This window comes from Arthrobacter sp. B10-11 (genome assembly GCF_033142195.1).
Lineage (GTDB): Bacteria > Actinomycetota > Actinomycetes > Actinomycetales > Micrococcaceae > Arthrobacter > Arthrobacter oryzae_C.
On record NZ_JAWMTH010000002.1, the window covers coordinates 76,663 to 96,318 of the forward strand.

24 protein-coding genes are annotated in these 19,656 nt (G+C 65.6%); 15 read left to right on the forward strand and 9 right to left on the reverse strand.

Going from position 1 to position 19,656, the window contains the following annotated elements; all coding sequences use genetic code 11:
* Positions 1-116 precede the first annotated feature (116 nt).
* The 10 genes from RW112_RS06045 (at position 117) to RW112_RS06090 (ending at position 4,144) form a co-directional block, all read left to right on the forward strand.
* Positions 117-542 (forward strand): hypothetical protein, encoded by a 426-nt coding sequence (locus RW112_RS06045; RefSeq protein ID WP_317780904.1) that lies wholly within the window; start codon positions 117-119, stop codon positions 540-542.
* A 2-nt stretch (positions 543-544) separates the two neighbouring features.
* Positions 545-1,219 (forward strand): hypothetical protein, encoded by a 675-nt coding sequence (locus tag RW112_RS06050; RefSeq protein ID WP_317780905.1) that lies wholly within the window; start codon positions 545-547, stop codon positions 1,217-1,219.
* A 9-nt stretch (positions 1,220-1,228) separates the two neighbouring features.
* On the forward strand, positions 1,229-1,672 hold the full coding sequence (locus RW112_RS06055; protein WP_317780906.1) for a hypothetical protein: 444 nt from the start codon (positions 1,229-1,231) through the stop codon (positions 1,670-1,672).
* A complete protein-coding gene (locus tag RW112_RS06060) occupies positions 1,669-1,863 on the forward strand; it encodes a hypothetical protein (protein WP_317780907.1) in 195 nt (64 codons plus the stop codon). The genes RW112_RS06055 and RW112_RS06060 overlap by 4 nt, the downstream gene beginning before the upstream one ends.
* A gap of 35 nt (positions 1,864-1,898) precedes the next feature.
* Complete coding sequence (locus RW112_RS06065; protein WP_317780908.1) at positions 1,899-2,132, forward strand: hypothetical protein; 234 nt, start codon at positions 1,899-1,901, stop codon at positions 2,130-2,132.
* Complete coding sequence (locus tag RW112_RS06070) at positions 2,129-2,272, forward strand: hypothetical protein (protein ID WP_317780909.1); 144 nt, start codon at positions 2,129-2,131, stop codon at positions 2,270-2,272. Before RW112_RS06065 ends, RW112_RS06070 begins: the two co-directional genes overlap by 4 nt.
* Before the next feature lie 11 nt (positions 2,273-2,283).
* On the forward strand, positions 2,284-3,078 hold the full coding sequence (locus RW112_RS06075; protein WP_317780911.1) for a hypothetical protein: 795 nt from the start codon (positions 2,284-2,286) through the stop codon (positions 3,076-3,078).
* Positions 3,079-3,191: 113 nt separating this feature from the next.
* A complete protein-coding gene (locus tag RW112_RS06080) occupies positions 3,192-3,536 on the forward strand; it encodes a terminase (RefSeq protein WP_317780912.1) in 345 nt (114 codons plus the stop codon).
* 249 nt (positions 3,537-3,785) lie between these two features.
* Positions 3,786-3,965, forward strand: coding sequence for a hypothetical protein (locus RW112_RS06085; RefSeq protein ID WP_317780913.1), 180 nt, complete (start codon positions 3,786-3,788; stop codon positions 3,963-3,965).
* Positions 3,966-3,979: 14 nt separating this feature from the next.
* On the forward strand, positions 3,980-4,144 hold the full coding sequence (locus RW112_RS06090) for a hypothetical protein (protein ID WP_317780914.1): 165 nt from the start codon (positions 3,980-3,982) through the stop codon (positions 4,142-4,144).
* A gap of 112 nt (positions 4,145-4,256) precedes the next feature.
* Here RW112_RS06090 and RW112_RS06095 read toward each other — a convergent pair whose 3' ends face one another.
* Complete coding sequence (locus RW112_RS06095; protein WP_317780915.1) at positions 4,257-4,805, reverse strand: hypothetical protein; 549 nt, start codon at positions 4,803-4,805, stop codon at positions 4,257-4,259.
* Positions 4,806-4,852: 47 nt separating this feature from the next.
* On the opposite strand from RW112_RS06095, the gene RW112_RS06100 reads away from it, so the two are divergent.
* Complete coding sequence (locus RW112_RS06100; RefSeq protein WP_317780916.1) at positions 4,853-5,275, forward strand: hypothetical protein; 423 nt, start codon at positions 4,853-4,855, stop codon at positions 5,273-5,275.
* 64 nt (positions 5,276-5,339) lie between these two features.
* Here RW112_RS06100 and RW112_RS06105 read toward each other — a convergent pair whose 3' ends face one another.
* Together RW112_RS06105 and RW112_RS06110 are read right to left on the reverse strand one after the other, a co-directional pair.
* Positions 5,340-5,648 (reverse strand): hypothetical protein, encoded by a 309-nt coding sequence (locus RW112_RS06105; RefSeq protein ID WP_317780917.1) that lies wholly within the window; start codon positions 5,646-5,648, stop codon positions 5,340-5,342.
* Between the two features lie 300 nt (positions 5,649-5,948).
* Positions 5,949-6,725, reverse strand: a complete 777-nt coding sequence (locus tag RW112_RS06110; protein ID WP_317780918.1) for a type 1 glutamine amidotransferase domain-containing protein — start codon at positions 6,723-6,725, stop codon at positions 5,949-5,951.
* Positions 6,726-7,103: 378 nt separating this feature from the next.
* On the opposite strand from RW112_RS06110, the gene RW112_RS06115 reads away from it, so the two are divergent.
* Positions 7,104-7,694, forward strand: a complete 591-nt coding sequence (locus RW112_RS06115; protein WP_317780919.1) for an adenylate kinase — start codon at positions 7,104-7,106, stop codon at positions 7,692-7,694.
* Between the two features lie 4 nt (positions 7,695-7,698).
* On the opposite strand, the gene RW112_RS06120 is transcribed toward RW112_RS06115, so the two are convergent.
* From RW112_RS06120 to RW112_RS06140, 5 genes are all read right to left on the reverse strand, one after another.
* Positions 7,699-9,156 carry an amidase gene (locus RW112_RS06120; RefSeq protein ID WP_317780920.1) on the reverse strand — a complete coding sequence of 486 codons (1,458 nt, stop codon included), beginning with the start codon at positions 9,154-9,156 and terminating at the stop codon, positions 7,699-7,701.
* Complete coding sequence (locus RW112_RS06125; protein WP_317780921.1) at positions 9,153-10,385, reverse strand: M20 family metallo-hydrolase; 1,233 nt, start codon at positions 10,383-10,385, stop codon at positions 9,153-9,155. The genes RW112_RS06120 and RW112_RS06125 overlap by 4 nt, the downstream gene beginning before the upstream one ends.
* A gap of 42 nt (positions 10,386-10,427) precedes the next feature.
* Positions 10,428-11,834, reverse strand: a complete 1,407-nt coding sequence (locus RW112_RS06130; RefSeq protein ID WP_317780922.1) for an MFS transporter — start codon at positions 11,832-11,834, stop codon at positions 10,428-10,430.
* Between the two features lie 386 nt (positions 11,835-12,220).
* A complete protein-coding gene (locus RW112_RS06135; RefSeq protein WP_317780923.1) occupies positions 12,221-13,138 on the reverse strand; it encodes a LysR family transcriptional regulator in 918 nt (305 codons plus the stop codon).
* Between the two features lie 147 nt (positions 13,139-13,285).
* Positions 13,286-14,971 carry a PucR family transcriptional regulator gene (locus tag RW112_RS06140; protein ID WP_317780924.1) on the reverse strand — a complete coding sequence of 562 codons (1,686 nt, stop codon included), beginning with the start codon at positions 14,969-14,971 and terminating at the stop codon, positions 13,286-13,288.
* A gap of 121 nt (positions 14,972-15,092) precedes the next feature.
* Between RW112_RS06140 and RW112_RS06145 the strand changes: the two genes are divergently transcribed.
* Together RW112_RS06145 and RW112_RS06150 are read left to right on the forward strand one after the other, a co-directional pair.
* On the forward strand, positions 15,093-16,580 hold the full coding sequence (locus tag RW112_RS06145; RefSeq protein ID WP_305939715.1) for a CoA-acylating methylmalonate-semialdehyde dehydrogenase: 1,488 nt from the start codon (positions 15,093-15,095) through the stop codon (positions 16,578-16,580).
* 26 nt (positions 16,581-16,606) lie between these two features.
* Positions 16,607-17,980: an aspartate aminotransferase family protein gene (locus RW112_RS06150; RefSeq protein ID WP_317780925.1), complete on the forward strand. Its 1,374-nt coding sequence runs from the start codon at positions 16,607-16,609 to the stop codon at positions 17,978-17,980.
* A 95-nt stretch (positions 17,981-18,075) separates the two neighbouring features.
* On the opposite strand, the gene RW112_RS06155 is transcribed toward RW112_RS06150, so the two are convergent.
* Positions 18,076-18,429 carry a hypothetical protein gene (locus RW112_RS06155; RefSeq protein ID WP_317780926.1) on the reverse strand — a complete coding sequence of 118 codons (354 nt, stop codon included), beginning with the start codon at positions 18,427-18,429 and terminating at the stop codon, positions 18,076-18,078.
* 473 nt (positions 18,430-18,902) lie between these two features.
* On the opposite strand from RW112_RS06155, the gene RW112_RS06160 reads away from it, so the two are divergent.
* On the forward strand, positions 18,903-19,556 hold the full coding sequence (locus RW112_RS06160; protein ID WP_317780927.1) for a hypothetical protein: 654 nt from the start codon (positions 18,903-18,905) through the stop codon (positions 19,554-19,556).
* The last annotated feature ends 100 nt before the right edge of the window (positions 19,557-19,656 follow it).

Consider the following 19,656-nt stretch of genomic DNA (forward strand, 5'->3'; position numbering starts at 1 on the left):
ACACCCTCGGGAACACCCGGGAACAGCCTAGTTTGCCCACCTGTTCCATTGTCCCCCTCCCTATAGGGGGGACAGGAACGGGGCCAGTGGGTCAGGAAGACCGAAAGGACCATAAATTGACCACTCCAACAATCACCGTTTGGGAGTCAGGGCCAAGTAAGCCAGAGGTTCACGCAGTCTGGAATCCACTACTCGGAAGCTATGACATTGCGATCATTCTGGACGGCGGTTACGGCTCCGAAGATGACGCCTGCAAAATGGCGAACTTCTGGTTACGGGACCTTCAGGAAGAGGGAATCCCGGTTGCCGACGCGATCGGCCCCGCCGCTACCGCGCCTCAGGACTACAAGCCCACCGTCTTCGCTAAGCAGTTCGCCAAGCACGAATTGCAGTGGCTTATGGAGCAGTACCTCGCAAAGGCCCAGACCGCCCATCAGTCAGCCCGCACTTGGATGAATCGCTGCCTAGAGGCCGAGAGTCGCCTCGCCATCTACGAACCGGGCGACGAGCCCACCAGCACCCCCACGAATCAGGAGAAATAGACATGGCACAGCCAGGCATGCCCGGTGGAAATTTTCCCGGCGAAGACTACGTAATCCGCAGACTCAAGGACCTTGAACGCACCGTCCAGCAGCTCGCCGCCGCTAACCAGCTCGCTACGGCCGGCATCAAGGCAGTTCCCGGCGGGATCGTGGTGGAAGGCTCGCAGACGGTCAACGGTCCGCTGACCATCAATGGTGACTCGGAAGTGAACGGCGCCCTGGCCATCAACGGCCCCCTGACCCTACAGTCCGGCATCATCCAAAACGATGCACTCGCTAACCCGGTCCAGATCGGCACCGCCAGCAATGGCTTGAACAACTACGCGATCACCACGGCCTCAACAGTACGGGCAACCGTTACCTTGACCGTCCCGGACGGATTCACGGAAGCGGTAGTGACCGCCACGGCCACAGCCATGGGCCAGAACAGCACCGCCACCACGGACTACCTCTACTGCATGGCCGTCATTCAAGGCATCAGCGGTGGGGAGCTCTACACCGCAGCCGGCGCAGGTCTAGGCGTCGGGCTCGCCTCACCGTTCCAGCACACACTCACCGGGCTTACCGGCGGCGACGTCGTCACGGTCAGCGTAGCCACTCGCGCCGGATTCAACACATGGGCGGCCGCCACAGCCAACCAGGCCAACATCTACGCAACCGCGTATTTCCTCCGGTAAGGAACCGACATGGAAACCAAATCAGCAGCACTCGGAGCAGCCGCAACACTCATCGTCGCCGCCGCAGCATTCGGCCTCATCGCCACGGCAAACGCCGACAACGCCCCGGCACCCGCACTGACCACAACCACCACTTCCGCAGCACCCACACCGACCCAGGAGGCGCCCGCCATGACAGAACCAACCCAGCCCGCCACGCCCACGGCAACCGCCCCGGCAAGCTACGTCGAACCCGTGGCCCCCGTAGTACCGGAAGCGCCCGAGCCTGCTGTACTTCCCGAGCCTGCCGTAGTCGCTCCAGCGCCGCCCGCGCCGGCAGTAGTCATCCCGGAGCCCGCGCAGACGTTCGACGCCCCGCCGCCGGCCGCCCCAGGAGCTCCGAATCCGATTCCCCGCGCCATTCCTTGGGACGCAGCCAATCAGCCCACCACGACGCAGGCCACCACGCCATGACCATCCGCCCCGCGTCTTCGTCATCCGGCATCTATTCAGACCGGACGCTCGACGGCTGGGACGCCCCGGCAGCCGCAGCCGCCCTATGGGAACGCGCCAACCACCTCCAAGAGCAGGTGGATTACTGGAGGCGCCGCGCAACCTCCGCCGAGTCCCGGATGCTGGCCCATCACTGCCAAGAGAACCAATGACCCTCGCCGCCCCAAGCCCTCAGAAAGGAACTCGAATGTTCGCCAGCGCAGCAGTGCACTACGACCGCAACCTCAAGGATGCGCCCACCATTCACGCAAAGCCCGCCACTCTGAACCCACCCGACGGAGCCCCGGAACCCGCCGTCGTGATCTTCAAAACCCGCCAAATCCAAAACGTCCTTCCCCTCGCTGACGCGCTCCGCCTGGCAAACCAGATCGCGGACGCGGTAGACGCCCACCGCGCCACCGCAAAGGAGCAGCTGAAATGACCACCGACGACGACCGCGAATTCATCCGCCAACTCTTCGCCCCGGACCCGGAAGACCAGCCGGCAGCCGAACCAGGACAGCCCGCCACCTCCAGCCCCGAAACCATCCCGGACTTCCTCAACAAACTCTTCAACAACTGAAAGGCAACACCATGACCAGCAACAACTCAGCCGCCGCCATCCGCGCCGTCTGCACCGTCCTTAAGAGCATCGGCGCCGACCTCCCCAAGCCCGTAGCCCAGGCCATCGCCGACCTCGAAACACTCACCACCGCAGTAGCAAGCATCAACCCCCCGACCGCAGAAGACGTATTCGACGCGGCCGCCGACGCCATCCTCGACGGACGCAACCCCTTCGATGACGAGCGAGTCCGCGGCCTCACCGCCGCCCGCAACTTCAGCAACTCCGGCGCCCTACAGGAAGGCATCAAGAACGCAGGCCACAACCGCGTAGCCGAGGCCATGACCGCAAACGCCGACACTCTCGTGGGAATCCTCAAGGAAGCAGTAGACGCGGCAGGAAAGGACCTCACCGCCGCCCACGCCATCCTCGGAGACGTTGAACTTGGAAACTCCGAAACGATCCTGCAAATGGGAACCAAGGCAGCAGCAGCATGGGTACAGGCCAAGACCGCCATCGAAACCATCGAGAAGGTACTCCCCGGCTGGTACTGGCTCGCAGACCTTACACGCTTCGCTAACGCAAGCATCGATCCGTCCTTCCGCCTCGCTGACCTCGACCTCGACACCATCGAGAAGGTAGGACGCAAGGCCAACGCATGGGCCATCGTCAAGGCGGGCGGAACTATCGACCTCGCCACCCGCACCACAGCCAAGCAGCGCCCCGAAGCCTACGCCAAGGCTCTGACAGCACGAGACACCGCTAACGACGGTGCCTTCCAGAAGGCGTGGGGGCGGGCTCACGGCAGCGCGCCCATCCACGTCTGACACCTGACACCCAGGGAGGGGCCACCCCTGGCCCCTCCCAGAAACCCCGCTGGGGATAGGCAATGTCTCTCTCCGGGGATCTGGATAAATCGGCCTATGGAAAGGACCAGGGCATGAAACACAAGCTACCGGCGGGTTTGAAGGCCGGCGGGCGCAAGTTATGGCGCTCTGTAACAGAGGATTTTGAGCTTGGAGAGCACGAATTAAGCATCCTTTTGGAGGCTTCCCGCACCGTAGATGCCCTGGACGAGCTGGAAAAGATCGTCAGGGAAGAGGGCGTCACCAACGTTTCCCCGCAGGGCGTGCGGGCTCACCCTGCCCTTGTAGAGGCCCGCCAGCAGCGCGTCACTCTCGCCAAACTCGTTGCCTCCCTGCGGATCCCGCTGGAAGAGGAAGAGGCCCCTAACCGGACGCCACAGCAGCGCGTCGGAGTCCGGGCAGTTTCGAGCATCAGGTGAGACGCCGGCCCCGGCAGACGGCAGACTCCGGCATCCCTGCATCAGTGCTGGACTTCACGCACTCGGAGTGGCCCGGGGCGTCCGAATATCAGCAGTGGAGGGCGTGGGATGAAGCGCGGCGATCCTGGGCTACAGCAAACCTTCCCGGCGGCGAGGAAGACCTGCCCGACTGGAGCGGCGAAGTGCCTGACCAGCCATGGGATGAAGTCAAAGACATGATCTAACGAACCGAACAGATAGGCTCCCGATATGACTGATGAAACCAAGACGATAGAAGACCTCACCAGTAAAGCGAAGGCGGCACTCCTTGAAGCGATCACCGAGGCAGCGCCCAAGGCGAACGGAGCCGCCGAGCCGCTTGAGCTACTCGCACGGGCTTACGCCACCGTGGCAGGTTCCGGGCCACGTAAAGGCGAATTGAACGACTGAAAGCGGGAGGAACCATGTCATTTTGGAGCGCTTCTGAGGAAGCGGAAAAGGCGGCGAAGCTGGCGCGCTCAGCTTTTGGCAAGGCGGAAGATCCGGGCGTATCGCAGCTTGCCAGTGCTGTGGAGCACTTGGCTAAGGCTGTGGAGGAACTGGCTAAGAGCCATCACCGAGCATCCTAGCCAGCAAAGCGGCCCCGGTATCTCTTAGGAGCCGCCGGGGTCGCTTTTTGTGTTTGGACCGGGAAATAGCAAGGCCGTGCTAAATCGTTGCCTCAGTTTCGAGTGGCAGGGACTACTTAAGATACAGTTCCCATGCCTTCATCTCGGTCTGAAGATCGGTCATTGCCATGTCCAACATCAGAGTTTTGTTTGTGCAGGCGTAATCTTTGGGGCAGTTGGCGGCGCGCCATTCCTTGGCAGCACTGACTGCCTCATCCGAAGCCGCAACCGTCGTTTGGACGACCTTTGTTAACTCACTCGGCGGCGCACCGATATAGCTGGGCGACTTCGGCTGCTGCGCGCCTTTCAGGCTTATGCCAACCAGGCTCGCCACGGATTCCGCCCTCATGGCAATGGCGAAGCACAGAGGATCACCTTGGGCGACAGAGCCACTGGAACAGGTGTATTTTTTCCAGTCATTGACGTACTCATCAACGCCTGCCTGAACCTTAAGTAACACCCTCCCGTAGTCGGCTTTACTGGCGGACGGCGTTTTACTCGGGGTCGGACTAGGAGTCGGAGATGACGGCGCCGAAGATGCCGCGGTTGGCTGTGTTTCCGTACTGCTGCAGCCAGTTAGTAGGACCACTGCAAGCGCAACCGCGCCAAGAACCTTTTTCATGTTTCCCCCCAAATGATTTGTCTTACCCAGACACTACTGTCTGCCCCATGGTGAAGATAGATGTTGAGGCAGTGGGCAAGATGCTCACGCGGCGGGGCCGATATATTTACGGCATGCCCACTTTCACCCTCGCCGGCGTCGAGTATGACTATCTGGCGCCGAAGCTTGAGGGCGCACCGGAAGACGTGCATTCGTGGGAGTACGGCAAATGGCCCAAGGTTGAAGCCGGCGTCCCGCTCACCGCGGGCGGTACGGTCCACGTCTACGGCGAAGCTGCGCGCTGGGGACACGACCACGTCATAGTGTCTTGGCGAGACGACGACGGGCACACGCAATGGGCATGGATTCCCGCGGCCAACGTTCGCCGCGTCACGGCCTCAGAGTGGGACATCATCGAGTATCACCGTTGCCCGCCGGAGCTCCGCGCCGTCAGGTGGGGGAAGCGCCTCCCGGGATTCCTGCCCGAATAGCGGCATGGAAAAGCCCCGGACCCATGACGGGCGCCGGGGCGGATCCTACGCACTTAGGATGCTCTCAGCAGGCCAGCGCGGCTACTTCCGCCAGGGCCGCGGCGATCTTCCCTGCTTCTACTGCTGGAATCGCGTTATCGCCGTCGCCGTCTACGTAGAACGTCACGCCCTCATCGGCGGTCCAGTGGCTTGTGACCTTCCACCCGTTGCCCTCGAAGGCAGGCCCGGACCAGGTGAGGTAGTCGGCAGTGCTGGAGGTGTCCAGTGTGAAACCGGCCGGCGGCAGCAGTTCCGAGAGCTTGACGCCGCGCTCTGCGGCAATGTCTCCTAGCTCGCGCACTGTCATAGGCGCAGTGGTGGTAGACGTGTTCATGATTGAGACCCCAATTTCAGTATTTGTTGAGCGCATCCCCAGCGGATGCGCTTAGCCTAGCGGGCGGAGGTGACCCAACAATCGCGCCGCCCACATTTTGCCCACACTTTGCCCACACTAGGTGTGATTAGCGGTTATCCATGTAGTCCTAAATCCGCGTAATCTAGCGGTTTTCCTTGCCAGCAAAGGCGCAGGAGAGGTTTCAAATCCCACCGTCACCGCCACGTAGCGAGGCCCCGGGTTTTCTTCGATGAAAACCCGGGGCCTCTGCTTTGCCCGGAAGCTAGCCCGCTGCGGGCGTTAGTGCTCCGCCTCCGCGGCGGCCTTCCTGGCGTTCTTCTCTGCGTCCTTCTCGGCGCGCAGTGCCGCCGCCTCGTGCTGCTCCTCGGCTTTTTCCTGGTGGATGACCTCTGCCAGGAGCTTCTCCATCTCCTTGGCCACGCCGGCCGCTGACGCCGGGTTCTGGCCGGTCACCAGCCGGTCGTCGACCACGACCTTCTCTTCAAAAACACCAGCGGAGACGTGGGTCGCGCCCTGTTCCTCAAGTCGGTCAGCCAAAAAGAAGGGGATGACCTTGTCCTTCCCTGCGGCAACCTCCTCGTCGTTCGTGAAGGCAGCGACCTTCCTGCCCTCGACCAGCCGAAAGCCGTTGGCTAACTCGACGTTCAGCAGCCCGGCCGGCCCGTGGCAGACAGCACCCACCACGCCGCCGGCGTTGTAGACACTGGCTACGAGGTTCTGCAAGCCTTCGCTGTCGGGGAAGTCCCACATGGTGCCGTGGCCCCCCACAAGGTAGACGGCGTCGTACTGTTCGGGATCAACGACGTCGACGCGGGCAGTGTTGTAGAGGCCGGCGCGCGTGGTCTCGTCCTCCGTAAAGGCAACCTGGATGGGATCGTCTGAGTCCACCTCGTCGCGCGGGGGCTGGCCGCCCCGGATGGACGCGAAGTCGACGAAATGCCCTGAATCCTTGAAGACCTTCCAGGGATGTGCCGCCTCAGCCACGTTGTAGCCGGTCTTCTCCCCGGTATCGCCGATCTCGGAAACGCTGGTCAGTACCATGAGGATTTTCTTCATGAAATGCTCCTATCGTCCGACTTCCACCCTACGCCTCGCCTTGTGGGCGGTAAGTGGTGGAGCACCGCCCCCTCTTGCCTGGATTCCTAGTGGTGGGACCTCGCACGGATGATCCCGGCTGATAGCCCCGCTGCGGCTATCAGGGATCCAAGCATGATGGCTACGCCTGAGAAGTAGTCAGTGATCGTCATTTCGGTACACCTTCCATCTAGTGGTGCACCGAAGCTACCCGCCCAACCTCTTGGTTAGCGCAGGATCGCCGCGGGCTTTGCTCACAATTGGGTTACGGGACCGGCGCTGCAGCGCTTCCCTTGTGCTGCCGCGCCCCGCCGGACACCATGGAGGGACACCCTTCAACAGCACCAAGGAATGGACTCGATGCTGCGAATGCTGATTATTGGTCCTCCGGGCTGCGGGAAAGGTACCCAGGCGGACCGCCTGTCACGGCACCTGGGCATCACCGGGGTGTCCACCGGAGATGTCTTCCGCGAACATGTGAAGAACCTGACGCCGCTGGGTCGGGACGTCAAGGCGCATCTGGACGGGGGCGATCTCGTCCCGGACGGCCTGACAAACCGCATGGTGCGTGACCGCTTGGACCAGGACGACGTGCGGGACGGTTTCCTGCTGGACGGGTATCCCCGCAACACCTCTCAGCTGGCTGAACTGGACACCATGCTTACCGCCATCGGGCAGTCCCTGGATGTGGCACTGCAATTGACGGCGGACGATACAGAACTCGTCCGCCGCGTCCTCCAGCGGGCCACATTGACCGGACGCAGCGACGATACCGAGGATGTTATCCGGCACCGCCTGAGGCTGTACTACCGCGAGACCGAGCCGGTGGCCGCGATGTACTCAGCGCGCGGGATCCTCCTGAGCGTGGACGGCATGGGCAGTGAGGACGAGGTCTTCGACCAGCTGCTCGCAGCACTCCGGGAGTCATTCCCTTCAGCTGTGCCCGACTGAGCCGCTACGCCATCGCCAGAATGTCCGGCCGCCTCGCCGCCCAGGGCCGCAACGCCTCCACGGCCGCACCCACTGTGAACACCGTGGCGTCGTCGTACGGGTGCCCCACGATCTGCACGCCCGTGGGGATGCCGCAGTCCGCCATGCCGCTGGGCACAGCCAGCACCGGGCAGCGGTTGGCGATGTTGAACGGCGCTGTCATGTGCCCCTGCCAGTAGTGCTCGAGCTGCAGCCCGCCGGCGTCGATCCCCTCAAGGTACATGCCGTCCGCATCCAGGGCCGCGACGGCGGACGCGGGGCAGATCAGGGCATCAAAACCGGCCATCGCGGCGGCCAGCTCAGCATGCAGGCGCGTCTCGGCGCGGATGCCGTCCAGGTAGCGGTTTTCTGCAGCCGCCCGCCGGGCGTCCGCCATAAAGCGGCGGGTGTAGGGTGCCAGGAGTTCCGTTGTCCCTTGGGTTTCGTCCTCCATGGCCGGGCCGAGCAGGTAGCCGAAGTGCGTGAACATCGTGCGGCTGATGGACTCCGTGGTCCACGGCAGCCCGACCTCCTCAATGACAGCTCCTGCGTCCCGCAAGGCGGCTGCCACGGCGCGGGTGTTGGCCTCGACGTCGGGCGCCACCGGATAGTTCCCCAGCCGGATGCACAAGGCGATTCGCATCCCGGCGACAGACTCCGCGACGGAAGTCCCGCCGTCGGGCGTTTCCCGTCCCGGGACCGCCATCCCGGGCGAGTCCGCGAGTGAGGTGTGGTCCCCCGGGTGCCTTCCCGCCATGACGTTGGCCAGCAGTGCGGTGTCCGCGACGGTCCGGGCCATGGGCCCGTCGCCGCGGTAGTGGTCGGCGGACAGGGGCGCCAGTCCGGGGATCCGCCCGTACGGCGCCTTGTAGCCCACCGTTCCCGTGAACGACGCCGGCAGCCGGGTTGAACCGGCGATGTCCGAGGCCGTGGCCAGCGGCGCCAGCCCGGCGGCCAGGGCGGCCCCCGAACCGCCCGAGGATCCCCCGGGCGAGAACTGCAGGTTCCACGGGTTCCGGGTGACTCCCCACAGCTGACTGTGGGTGACAGTGGCGCAGCTGTATTCGGGAGTGGTGGTGCGGGCGTGGATGATGCCGCCGGCACGCCGGATCCGGTCGATGACCGGATGGTCCTCCGCAGCCAGCTCGTCCTTCCTGGCCATGAGTCCCTGCGAAAGGGTCCGGCCCTTGAGCCCGTGCTTTTCCTTCGCGGCCACCGGCAGACCCAGCAGCGGTGTAATGTCCCGGCCGCGGGCATACTTGGCGGCCGCTTGCCGGGCCGCGGGCAGGGCTTCCTCGAAGAGCGTTTCCGTCAGGGCGTTGATTTCCCCGTTGACGGCTTCGATCCGTGCAATCACGGCTTCCATCAGCTCCACCGGGGAGAGCTCCCTGGTACGGAAGAGCCGCAGAGCCGTGGCGGCGTCGAGGTAGTGCAGCTCCGTCACGCCAGCGCTCCGCCAACGAGCTCCCGCGCCACACCGGTCAGCATGTCGACACCGGCCACCATGTCCTCGTCCGTGGTGAATTCGCGTTCGCAGTGCGAGACACCGTCCACGCTGGGGATGAACAGCATGACGGATGGCGCCACCGTGTTCATCGCGACGGAGTCGTGGCCGGCCATGGTCTGGATCCGCCGGGCGGACAGCCCTAGGTTGGCTGCGACCTTGTCGGCCAGCTCGAGGCCGGCTTCGGGGAAGCGGCGGATGGGCCGGATGTCGAAGTCCTTTACGTTGACCTTGATGTCGTGTTCGCGCGCCAGGACCTCGATCTTCTCCAGCAGGGTGGCCCGGGCGGCCCGGACGATCTCCGGGTCGCCCGAGCGCAGGTCCGCCACGAGGTGCACCCTGCGTGCCACCACGATCGGGGAGTTCGGTTCCAGGGTCAGCTGGCCCACGGAGGAAACCAGGGCCTCGTCCTCGAAGTCGCCGGTGACGTCGTGCACCATAAGGATGATCTTCGATGCCGCCACCAGCGCGTCGTGCCTGTCGGCCATGGCGGTGGCACCCGTGTGGGACTGCTCCCCCAGCACCTCGATGTCCAGCTTCTGCGTGTACCAGCTGCTGTCCACCAGGCCGATGTTGATGCCTTCGCGCTCCAGGATCCGGCCCTGTTCAATGTGGATCTCCGCGTAGCCCGCCACGTCCGGTCCCTCGGCGGCCCCCAGATATCCGATGCCATCCAGGGCTTCGCGGACAGTGACGCCCTGCAGGTCCCGGACGTCGAGCATCCGCTCCCGCTCCAGCAGGCCGGCGAAGACGGAACTTCCCATGATGCTCGGTGCGAACCGACCGCCCTCCTCGTTGAACCAGTTCACCACCGCGAGGTTGAAGCGGGGCGCTGCACCGCCCTCCGCAACCTCCGCAGCCAGCCGGCGTGCCGCGTGCAGTGCTGCGATCACGCCGTAGGCGCCGTCGAAGCGGCCGCCCAGCGGCTGGCTGTCCAGGTGCGATCCGATCAGCACGTACGGTGCACCCGGCGTCCACTCCACCAGCCCGAACATGTTGCCGATGCCGTCCACCCGAAGTTCCCACCCGGCGTCGTGCACCCAGGCAGCGAACCAGTCGCGCGTCTGCGCGTCCTCGGCCGTGGCCGCCTGGCGGTCGACGCCGTTGTTGGGGGTGGCGCCGATGGTGGCTACGTGGTGGAAGTCGGAGAGGAAAGCTGCTGAATTCATGGGAAGTCCTTTGTGTATTGCTGTGAAGAGGGCGGGTGGGGCTTAGCCCATGCGTCCGCGGGTTTCGGGCACCTTGGTGAACAGCACCAGGAGGAGTACGACGACGGCTGCGGCCGCCATGTAGAAGCCCGGCGCGTGCGGCACTCCAGTTCCTCCGACGAGGGCGGTGCCGATGAACGGTGCGGTGCCGCCGAAGAGGGCGTAGGCGCCGTTGTAGCTGATGGCCGCTGAGGTGAAGCGGGTGCGGGTGGTGAAGATCTCGACGAAGAAGGTGTAGCAACCGCCGCCGTAGATGCAGAGCGCCACCACGAACAGGGACTGTCCCAGCAGGGCCAGGGGCAGGCTGCCGCTGGTCACCAGCATGAAGCTCGGCACGGACAGAATGGCGAGGGCGAGGGAACCGGCGATGAGCATCGGCTTGCGGCCGAAGCGGTCCCCGAGGCGGCCGCCGATCGGAAGGAGGATCGCGTAGAGGGCCAGCGCCGCGGCGTTCACCATGAGCGACTGTTCGCGGCTGAGGTGGCCGGTGGTCTGCACGTAGGAGACGAAGTAGGCCGAGAGGAAGTAGAAGCCCATGGCCGTGAGGCCCATGACGAAGATGACCTGCACCATGCGGAGGCGGTTCTCGCGGAAGGCCTCGCGGACGGGGCTGAATTCCTTGGTCCGTGCTGCCTTCGCTTCGTTGAACGAGTCGCTTTCCACCGTGCGGCTGCGGATCCAGACGCCGAAGAGTGCCAGCGGCAGGGCGAGCAGGAAAGGCAGGCGCCAGCCCCACGCCATGAAAGCTTCGTTGGGCATCGACTGGCTGAGGACCAGGATCATGGTGCCGGCAACCACCGAGGGCAGTGCGGTGGCGGCGATGGTGATGTTGAGCCAGAATCCGCGCTTGTTGACCGGGGCGTGCTCGAATACGAAGGACGGCGCACCCACGGATTCGCCGCCGGCGGAGAAGCCCTGGACGAGACGGCAGAGCACCAGCAGGGCAGGAGCCCAGGCGCCGATCTGGCCGTAGGTGGGCAGGAGTCCCATCAGGGCGGTGGCGCCGCCGATGGCAACCAGGGTGATGGTCAGGACGCGGCGGCGGCCGATCCTGTCGCCGAGGGCGCCGAAGAACAGCCCTCCGATGGGCCGGACCACGAACGCGACGCCGAACGTGGCGAAGGTGGCCAGCAGGGCAGCGACGGGGTTGCTGCCGGGGAAGAACAGCTGCGAGAAGATCACGGCGGTGAGGCCGTAGAGGGTGAAGTCGTAGAACTCGATGAACTGGCCGATGCTTCCGCCCAGCAGAACGCGCTTCTGCATCTTGGTGGTGCCTGGCTGCCCGGTTCCGAGGCGGGCGGTGTCCTTCTCGAGGGTTGCAGTGCCGGGGCCGGCGGGGCCCACAGAGGATGAGTTGAGGCCCGACTCCGCGGCCGGCTGCGGCTGGTTCTTGATGTCGTTGATGGTCATGAGAGCCACGCTAGGTTCGCCGTGTTTCCGGTACCCGATGCCGCGTTACGGGAGTTTGAAGAATTTTCCGCGGACGTTGCCGCACTGTTGCTGCGATACACCGGTCCGGACATGCTTCGGACACATTGTGTGTGATTCGGAACCATTGAATCTCCTTTGATCAACATGGTCAGCTCGCTTTGGGGTTTCGGCCAAAGCCGTGTTTGCGGGGTTGTCACCGCTGGAGGATCCCCAGATCCGCCCGGTTGCATCAACTGTGTGTGATCCCGTTCACATCTGTCCAATTGATTGTTTTTGGGAAATCGATCGATTTTGCCAATGTCAAAGTCACGGTATGAGTGGCGGGAGGAGGCCGCGCGAAGGCGGCCGTATCCGGCCATGCACTGTCAGTTGCGGGACGCCCCGTAGAGCCTGAGGCAGGTTTCCTCGAAAGCCAGCGCCCGCCGGGTTGGCTGCACTCCCTCGGGGCGGACCAGCATCACCTCGATGGGCGGGAAATTGTCCGTCAGCGTCAACGCCACCACCTTGCCCCCGGAATAGGTCATATCGCTGTGGAGCCGCTGATTCAGCAATGCGTATCCGTGCCCCTTTGCCACGAATGACCGGACGGTCTCATACCCGGCAAAGCGGTGACGGACGTTTGGCACCACGCCTGCAATGACATAGAGCTGCTCGAAGTACTCCCGGCTGTGCGGCAGGTCCAACACCACGGAGGGTTCGCCGTCGAGCTCCTTGAGTGAAATGGTCTTCTCGGGCCGCGCCGCGGCGGGATGCTCGGCATGGACCAGCACGTGCGGCGGGACGCGTTCCAGCACCTGGTGCGTGAAGCCGCGCCCCAGGCCGAGGCCGTAGGTCAGTGCCACGTCGCACTGGCCTTCCAGCAGGGCCGCCTGCAGGCTGGCCAGGTCGGCTTCCAGGAACGAAACTTCAACGCCCGGGTGCTGCACCTCGAACGTCTGGAGGATCGCCGGCAGCCTGAAGGGCGCCAGCGGGGCAAACACGCCGACCTTGAGCTCACCCACCAGGCTGGCGGCCAGGCCGCGGGCGGATTCGTAGAGCGAATCAGCGTGCTCGAGCAGCACCTTGATGTCCTGGGCAAGCTGCCGGCCGGTCGGCGTGAGCCGCAGCCCCTTGGTCCGGAGCCGCACGAACAGCTGGGTGGACAGGCTCGCTTCAAGCTGGGCCATGGCCGTGGACAGGGTGGACTGGGTCACCAGCAACCGGTCCGCGGCCGCCGTCATGTTTTCGAGCTCCGCTACCACCGCAAAATACCGCAGCTGGGTCAGGGTAAAGGGCTTAGCCATCCGTCAAGGTTCGCATTCTGCGGCGTCGGCCGCGTTCGGGGTCGGGGTCGGGGTCGGGGTCGGGTGAGTTTTTGTCCAGATAACGCGTCCAAAAGGGCTCCCAAGTCGCGTTATCTGGACAAAAACTCCATAAGGGTGGGGCCGGGATCACAGCATCCGGAGCCGGTGCAGCAGGAGGGCTACGTGCAGCGAGGTCCGGGATTCGGCGTCATCAAGGTCCACAGCCAGGAGCTCCTCCAGCCGGGCAAGCCGGGCATACAGCGTAGGCCTGCTCAGATAGCCGCTCCGTGCCAGCGCCGCCTTGTTTCCGCCGGATTCGAGGTATTGGCCCAGCAGGTCCAGGTGCCCGGCGCTCCCCCGGGCCTCGGCCTGCAGCAGGCTTGCCAGTTCGGACTCCACGAACTGCTGGACGCGCGGATCATTGCGCAGCAGGGCCAGCAGCCCCCGCAGCCGGACGTCGGCGGCCCGGTAGAACGGTTTAGTGCCCCGCAAAGTCGCCGCCGTTTCGGCGACGTGGGCAGCCTCATCAATACCCGCCGCCGCCTCCAGCAGGGACGTCCGCAGGCGTCCGACGCCGATGGTCCAGGCCGGTGCCGCCGCCCCCCGCCGGCGGGCGCCGCCGTCGTCCGCTGCTTGCGTACCGCCGCCGCCCGCCTGCACCGCCAGCGCATCCGCCAAACGCTGCAGGGTGGCGTCCTCAAGCTGCTTCGCCGGGAGCGCGAGGATCATGCCGACCGACCCGGACTGGATGCTGGCTGTCAGCGCGCTGCCCGCCGTGGACTTGACCACCTTGGACAGTAATTCCAGGAGGGCGCGTTCCTCCTGCTGGCCGGCGAGCGGATCGCGGGACGGTGCGGCATCGGATGTTGCTGCAGCCGGCGCTGACGCGCCCATGCGGTAGACGATCGGCACATAGAGCGGCGAACGTTTCAGCCCCAGGGCGCCGGCGCGCGCCAGGGCTTCCGCTTCGCTGAGCCCCCGCGGGTGCCGCAGCGCGTTGAGCAGCCCGGCCTGGGCCTGCTGGCCGAGCTCCCGCCGGTCCCGTTCGGCGAGTCGGTTGATGGCGAGGGTCTGCGCCGCGCGCTCAAGCACCATGGCCGCGGTCTCCTCGTCGTCCGGGGTTACCGGAAGGACCAGCCGTCCCCACAGCTGCTCCCGGACACCCACCGGAACCTGCAGCCAGTTCTCCGGTCCGGTGCGCACCGTTCTCCCGGACGAGGGCGTGGTCCGGGAACGGCGCTCCCAGTCATGCAGCAGCTCTGTGGTGGCAAGGCCCTGCGCCGAATAGGCGAGGACCAGGTGGGACAGGTCCTCCAGCACCACCGGCGCTCCGATCATCCCGGCAGCCTGCTCCACCACCCGCTCCGTGCCTGCGCTCTCCAGGCTGAGGACCGTGAACGCCTCGTGGACATCGCGGGCGCGTTCCACGCGTTCGAGCTGCTCCGCCACGATCATCCGGTGCACCACCTCGGTGACCTCGACAAAGCGCACCCGCCGCTGCACCACGGTCACGGGCAGCGTGCATGACTTCGCCGCCGCCTGCAGCGCCGCCAGGCTGCGGCCCCGCTCCCCCACCAGTTCCACGATCAGCCCGGCGGCCGAGGACTCCTCCAGGGACCGGATGAACGACGCCGTGGCGTCCGGCTCCTTCTCCAGCTCCAGTCCGGTGGTAAGCACCAGTTCACCGCCGGAGAGGAGGCTGGAAATGTCCAGCAACTCGCTGACGTGGACCCAGCGCACCGGTGCATCGAGGCCGGCTGCGCCGCCGAGGATCTGCGGCGAGGCAGCGCGAAGCACGGGGAGGCCCAGAATCGTGCGGAGGGTTGGCAGCATTTACATAGTGTAACGGCGGTCACGTTTTCCTTTACACATCGCCCCTTATGGCGGCCGTCAGCCGGCGACAGACTGGACGCAACGCATGAAGCGACCACAAGCCACCACCTGAGGAGATTCCTTGAACATCGTCGAGCACTGGATCAACGGCAGCTACGTCCCGGTCGGCGAGCGCACCGCGCCCGTCACCAACCCGGCCACCGGAAAAGTCACCGCGCAGGTGGCACTGGCCAGCACCGAGGACAGCAACGCCGCCATCGCCGCCGCGAAAGCCGCCTTCCCGGCCTGGCGCGACACGTCCCTCGCCCGCCGCACGCAGGTCCTCTTCGCGTTCCGGGAGCTGCTCAACTCCCGCAAGGACGAGCTGGCCGCGATTATCACTTCGGAACACGGGAAGGTCCTCGACGATGCCCTGGGCGAGGTGACCCGAGGCCAGGAAGTGGTCGAGTTCGCCTGCGGCATCCCGCACCTGCTCAAGGGCAGCTACACGGAAAACGCCTCCACGAAGGTGGATGTCCACTCCGTCCGGCAGGCCCTCGGCCCCGTGGCCATCATCAGCCCGTTCAACTTCCCGGCCATGGTCCCCATGTGGTTCTTCCCCCTCGCCATCGCCGCCGGCAACACCGTCATCATCAAGCCGAGCGAAAAGGACCCGACGGCCGTCAACTGGATGGCCGAACTCTGGAAGGAAGCCGGGCTGCCGGACGGCGTCTTCAACGTCCTGCACGGCGACAAGGTGGCCGTGGACGCCCTCCTCACCCACCCTGACGTGAAGGCCGTTTCCTTCGTCGGTTCCACGCCGATCGCCAAGTACGTCTACCAGACAGCCACTGCCCACGGTAAGCGGGTCCAGGCCCTCGGCGGCGCCAAGAACCACATGATCGTGCTGCCCGACGCCGACCTGGACCTCGCGGCGGACGCTGCGGTCAACGCCGGCTTCGGTTCCGCCGGCGAGCGCTGCATGGCGATCTCGGCGCTTCTTGCCGTGGGCGACATCGCGGACGACCTCGTGGCCAAGATTGCCCAGCGCGCCAATTCGCTGCGAACCGGCGACGGCCTGCGCGGCTGCGACATGGGTCCGCTCGTCACTGCCCAGCACCGGGACAAGGTTGCCGGCTACGTGGATGCCGGCGAAGCGGCCGGCGCCACGATCGTCGTGGACGGCCGCACCATCTCCCCGGACGCCGAAGGCGAAGGCTTCTTCGTAGGTCCCACCCTCTTCGACAACGTCACCACTGACATGTCCATCTACCAGGACGAGATCTTCGGCCCGGTCCTTTCCGTGGTCCGGGTGGACACCTATGACCAGGCCCTCGAGCTGATCAACAGCAACCCGTACGGCAACGGCACCGCGATCTTCACGAACGACGGCGGCGCGGCCCGCCGCTTCGAGAACGAAGTGGAGGTGGGCATGGTGGGCATCAACGTCCCTGTCCCGGTCCCGATGGCCTACTACTCGTTCGGCGGCTGGAAGAACTCACTGTTCGGCGACACCCACGCCCACGGCACCGAGGGCGTCGGCTTCTTCACCCGCGGCAAGGCCGTTACGTCCCGCTGGCTCGATCCCAGCCACGGCGGCATCAACCTCGGCTTCCCGCAGAACGCCTGACCGGCGCTCCTTCGAAAGGAACAGTCATGACTTCCACGATTGAAAGCGGCGTCCTGCCCCTGTCCGATGATGCCGGGTCGGCCCGCCGCGCCTACGAACTGGACCGCAAGCACGTCTTCCACTCCTGGTCCGCCCAGGACCTCTTGGATCCGATGGTCATCACCGCGGCCGAGGGCTCGCACGTGTGGGACGGCGACGGCAACAAGTACCTCGACTTCTCCTCCCAACTCGTCAACACCAACATCGGCCACCAGCACCCCGCCGTCGTCGCCGCCATAGCGGCGCAGGCAGCAAAGCTGTGCACCATTGCCCCGAGCTACGCCAATGACGCCCGGTCCGAAGCGGCCCGGCTCATCGCCGAACGCACGCCCGGGGAACTGGACCGGATATTCTTCACCAACGGCGGCGCGGACGCCAACGAACACGCCGTCCGCATGGCCCGGCTCCACACCGGCCGCCACAAGGTCCTCTCCGCCTACCGCTCTTACCACGGCGGCACCCAGCTCGCTATCAACCTCACCGGCGACCCCCGCCGCTGGCCCAGCGACACCGCCAGCACGGGCACCGTCCACTTCTTCCCGCCCTACCTCTACCGCACGGCGTTCCACGCGACCACGCAAGAGGAGGAAAGCCAGCGCGCGCTGGAGCACCTCGAGCAACTGATCAGCTTGGAGGGGCCCGCCACTATCGCGGCGCTGATCCTGGAATCCGTTCCGGGGACCGCCGGCATCTACATGCCGCCGCCCGGCTACCTGCAAGGCGTCCGGGATCTGTGCACAAAGTACGGCATTGTGTTCATCGCGGACGAGGTCATGGCCGGCTTCGGACGCACCGGCAGGTGGTTCGCGGTTGAGCATTTCGACGTCGTTCCGGATCTGCTGACCTTCGCGAAAGGCGTCAACTCCGGCTACGTCCCGCTCGGGGGTGTGGCTATCAGCCCCGAAATCGCCGCGACCTTCGGGAAGCGCGCGTACCCCGGCGGCCTCACGTACTCCGGACACCCGCTGGCCACAGCAGCCGCCGTCGCCACGATCAACACCATGGAACGCGAGGGCATCGTGGAACATGCCGCGTTCCTGGGCGAAACCGTCATCGGCCCTGCACTGGCCGGCTTCGCCGAACGGCACCCCTCAGTGGGGGAAGTCCGGGGAACCGGCGTGTTCTGGGCCATCGAGCTCGTCAGGGACCGGAGCACGCGGGAGCCGCTGGCACCCTATGGCGGCTCCAGCCCGGTGATGAACGAGCTCGTCGCGGCGTGCAAATCCAGGGGCCTGCTGCCGTTCGCCAACTTCAACCGGATCCACGTGGTCCCGCCGTGCAACACCAGCGTGCAGGACATCGAGGCCGGCCTGGCAATCCTCGACGACGTCCTGGACATCGCCGATCAGGCCATCGCCTGACCGCTCCCGCGGTGGGCCGTCCGCTGGCCGGGCCCGGGTTCCGTTGCCGACGGAACCCGGGCGCGGCTGTGACTGGAGCGCCGTAAACCGCCGGGTTACGGTGCGTCCGCGTTCGGAGCGTCCGGCCGCTGGTCTCCCTTATGGCCGCGCAGGTTGTCCTGGACCTTCCCGAACAGGTCCTTAATGGTGGACTCCGTGTTGGTGAGCATGTCCGGCTGGACGTAGACGTTCTGCGCCGGCGGCAGGCTGTAGTGGGACTGCAGGCCGGCCGTTCCGTCAACGCCGTCGAGGGCGATGGTCACTCCGCCTTCCTTGCGCGAAATCGCTCCGATCCGGCCGAACACCAGCGTGAATTCATCCGGCTGGAAACTCACGGTGTGCCCGATGTGCGTCCTGTTGAGCTCGCCGGCCGCAACGGCCTTCTCATTACCCGTGCCTGAATAGTCCATGGTCTTCTCCTGGGGATAGTGGCAGCGTACGCCAGCAGTCTAGGGGGACCTCCGGGTACGGCATAGGGGGATGCTGGGCGGCTGCACAATTCCCTCCGTCCCGCCTCGGCACTTCATCCATTGAGCGCTTTCGCGCCCGGCGGCTTAGATGAACAATGTCGGCGTTGACTACCAACCGCCGGCACCGGAATCAACCAGGCTTCAGGAACGGCAACGGGGACGATACGTGACTTCGCAGAATGAATTGGCGGCCAGCACTGCGGGCTGGGACCAGGATGGCTCCACCCATTGCGAGGATGACTGCCACTACTGCTCCGGGCCCGAAACGGACTAGCCGGACCGGGGCTGTTCCCCGGTTAGAATTGCAGGGATCCGTCACGCCGCCATAAGTCGCCGACGCTTTATGTCACCGATGCTTTGGCCGGGGTGCGCGGATTGAAGCCGGCAACGAACCGATCCCGAGGGAGGACTCCGTGCGCACTCATCACGCCCGGGCTCCTTTTCATTCCCTCCGCGCGGCCATGGTCGCCGCGATGATCGTGACCCTTGCGGCGGCAGCCCACGTCGTTGGCGGCGGAGAACTGCCGGCGCCCGGCATCATGGCTGCCGTCCTGGCCCTGACCGGCATGGCAGCCACTGCCGCCACCCGGCTCAAACTGAACTTCGCCGCGATGGCCGCCCTCCTGGGCACCGGCCAGCTGGTCCTCCACGAGGCTTTCAGCGCCTTCAGCTCCCCCGCCGGACCGGGACAGTCCGCCGGTGCCGGACAGTACCCGGGGCACCACCCCGCCTTCGCGCCGCTGCCGTTGACCGGCGTTCCGCTGGACGCGGGGGGCGCAGCTGTCCACCTGCACCTCTTCGACTCCGCCTGGGCCGCCGGCCTGATGCTGGCCGGCCACGCACTGGCCACCCTCGCGTGCGCCCTGCTGCTGGCCAAGGGCGAGGCGGCGCTCTGGTCCCTCGCCGCCTGGCTCCGGCCCCTCGTGCAACTCCCCGAACCGGCAATGCCCGACGCCGTTGCGGCGCCCGCCGCCGCCGGCTGGCCGGCGGATTCCGCTCCGCTCCCCTGGCGCAACCTCAGGGCCGACTGCCTGCGCGGCCCGCCCGCCGCCGTCGTACTTTCCTGACACCTTCCCGGCCCCGCCCGAGCTGACCCGCCCCTGCCGGCAGGCCTCTGCCCGGAGCCGGACACCACCCCCTTGTTTTGTGCACCGCCCCTGCGCGACG